Below are 2970 nucleotides of genomic sequence, written 5' to 3' on the forward strand. Positions count from 1 at the left end.
AGCTATTTTTATATTGTCCGATCTCCCAAGGTTCTTAGCATCGAGTTTCGTATTTCGAAATGTAGAAGTAAGAAAGCGCAATCGTTCAAGTTCCAAGTTTCGAGTTTCGGGTTACGGGTATAGTTACCCGTTTATAGGTCAGGGGATGTTGCTGGTTGCTGTTCACTCAATCGTTATTCCTGAAAGTTTCAGATTTTAATTTTCAAGTTCCGGATTCGTCATTGCGAGGACGACGCAGGAGGACGCGGCAATCTTTTCTCTTCGCCCAGCATCGTGATATCCGAAGGTGGGCGTTTTTCTATTGATGTTGAAGCCCGATGGGCTAACTCCTTGTAGCTTTCAATCCTTCCCATCTATCCTTCAATCATTATAGAAATATATTGGGATCCATCTATTCAAAAGATCGGATCCCTAAAGTCTGCAAATAAGAAAGGGCCATCAATGCTGACGGCCCCCTCATCTTCTTATTATTGTAATGGAAAGAATTCTTACTTGCGACTGATCGAAGGATCGGTTGTGTGCCAGTGGTTGTTTGAATCGTCAACATCGGGTAACTCCATTTCCGGATCAACATCCACCGAGATAATCCGGCTGGTCGATGCAAAGTTGTAGGTGTATTTACCTCCGTGTTGCCAGATCTCCACAGGTAGTTTTACAACGGTTTCTTTACCGCTTTCTTCTTTAATCTTCAGTTTTACCGGCATCACCATTTGTCGGAGGTTTTCCACCATGATTTGCGACCCTTTGGTTGGTTCGTTGTCCACATAGTTTACGCCTGTTACCGCTTGGTCCAGCGTCCAGGTTTGATCGTACCATTCATTCCAGTACCAGTTGAGATCTTCCCCGCTGGCATTGTTCATTGCTCGGAAGAAGTCGTTTGGCGCCGGGTGTTTAAAAGCCCATTGCCGGATGAACTCACGGAAGGCATAATCAAACCGATCGGCTCCCAGGATGTATTCACGCAGCATGACCAGACCATGTGCTGATTTGTAGTAACTCAGCGTGTGTGAATATTGACGTTGAAGAACGTCTGCGAGGTTGATGACAGCTTCAGCATCGGGGCGAGTCAGGTAAGACACCAGGTCGCGTGACGGATTTTTATTCTCCGGATCATATTCGCCGTCCCGTTTGGGAGCGAATTCACCGTTATTGAAATCTTCCTGTGCATAAATATCGATGAAGGTGTTGAATCCTTCGTCAATAAAGGCAAAGCGACGTTCGTTTGACCCAACAATCATGGGGAACCAGTTGTGCCCGATTTCGTGGGCTGTAACAAAGTAGGTTACCTTGGCAGAGTTGAATTTCCAGCTGCAGAAGCACAAACCGGGATATTCCATTCCTCCAACCGGTCCGGCAATGTTAATGGCAACCGGGTAAGGGTAGGGAAACCAACGATCAGAGAAGTGTTCGATGGAATGTTTCAGATATTCCGTTGAACGGCTCCAGGCTGTGTCGCCAACACTTTCAAGCGGGTAAACCGACATGGCCAACGCTGTTTTTCCTTCGGGAAGATTAATTTTTGCTGCATCCCAAACGTAAGCTTTCGAAGCCGCCCAGGCTACATCACGGCTGTTGGTCATCTTGAATTTCCAGGTCAAGGTACCATTGCTTTTCGGGCGTGCCGCTTTGGTGCCTACTTCTTCAGGAGTAATGATGAACTGTGTCTCGTCACTGTTCGCTGCTTTTTTCAGTCGGGCCTGCTGTTTGCGGGTTAACACGTCTTCCGGATTGGTCATCTCTCCGGAGCCAACAACAATTAAGTCGGCCGGTAAGGTGACCTCGTAATTGAAATCGCCGTACTCACAGTAAAATTCTCCCGACCCTTGATAGGGAAGTGTGTTCCATCCCCGAATATCGTCGTAAACGCACATGCGGGGATACCACTGTGCAACATCGTAAATCGTACCTTTTTGCGTTTTCACTAAACCGGTTCTGAACTGATCAGGACTGATTTTAAAGGAGTATTTAAAGGTTATTTGAATATTTCCACCTTTGGCAGCGACTGGCTGAGCCAAACGAATTTGCATTCTGGTATCGTTAATCTTGTAGTCTGCATCCTGATTGCCGATTTTCACCGATTGAAACTGAAAACCACCGGCATCGGTTTTTGCACCTTGGCTAAGACTTCCGATCGACCCTTCCTTAAAGAGGTTTTGACCCAGCTCGAGCCACAGAAACGACAAGTCGTCCGGACTGTTATTGGTATAGGTCAAAGTCATGCTGGCAGTAATGCTGTTGGTAACGGTGTCCAGTTCGGCTTTAATTTGATAGTCGGCCTTGTTTTGCCAGTAGCTGGCTGCAGGAATTCCGCTGGCACTGCGGTAAGGCGATTCCGGCGAAGTCAACAAGTTCGGATTAAATGCTTTGTGCTGATCAAAGCCTTCGGTGCTTTGTGCTACAGCTGTTGCAGCGTACACGATTAACACGAAAGTCACCAGGTAATTCAAATGCTTCATGAGGTGCGGGTTTAAGGATGATATGGCTTGAATTGTTATTGGTTGACAGATTGGTATCGATTAGACTGTAATAATTACAAGAAATAGGTATGTTTTCTGAAATTACAAACCAAAATGAAGAGTTGGAATAACGAATATCGAATAACAAATGAGAAATGTAGAAGTAAGAAACGCAATCGTTAAAGTTTCGAGTTTCGAGTTCCAAGTTTCAAGTTCCAAGTTCCAAGTTCCAAGTTCCAAGTTCCAAGTTGCTGTTATAGTTACCCGTTTATAGGTCAGGGGTGTTGCTGGTTACTCAATCGTTAATCGTTAATCGTTAATCAATAATTGGCAATCGTTAATCCTGAAGTTTTAAGTTTCGAGTTTTAAGTTCCAAGTTGCGGGTTCCGGGTTCCGTCATTGCGAGGACGACGCAGGAGGACGCGGCAATCTTTCAAGTTCCAAGTTCCAAGTTGCGAGTTACGAGTTCCGGGTTTCAGCTCTCTAGGACTGGTAACTGAGACTGAACACTTTC

The 2970-nt window shown here is 45.6% G+C and carries 2 protein-coding genes; both read right to left on the minus strand.

All coding sequences use genetic code 11. From position 1 onward, the window contains the following. Positions 1–218 precede the first annotated feature (218 nt). Positions 219–353 carry a hypothetical protein gene (locus AC37HE_RS08090; RefSeq protein ID WP_500782319.1) on the minus strand — a complete coding sequence of 45 codons (135 nt, stop codon included), beginning with the start codon at positions 351–353 and terminating at the stop codon, positions 219–221. Between the two features lie 135 nt (positions 354–488). Next, entirely contained in the window at positions 489–2456 is a 1968-nt protein-coding gene (locus AC37HE_RS08095) for a M1 family metallopeptidase (RefSeq protein ID WP_500782320.1), read from the minus strand. Between the last annotated feature and the right edge of the window lie 514 nt (positions 2457–2970).

It is taken from the genome of Mangrovibacterium sp., from assembly GCF_059905295.1.

Excerpts from the sequence above, each read along its gene's own strand:
- AC37HE_RS08090 (WP_500782319.1), bottom strand. The coding sequence starts at position 353 with ATGGGAAGGATTGAAAGCTACAAGGAGTTAGCCCATCGGGCTTCAACA.
- AC37HE_RS08095 (WP_500782320.1), bottom strand. The coding sequence starts at position 2,456 with ATGAAGCATTTGAATTACCTGGTGACTTTCGTGTTAATCGTGTACGCT.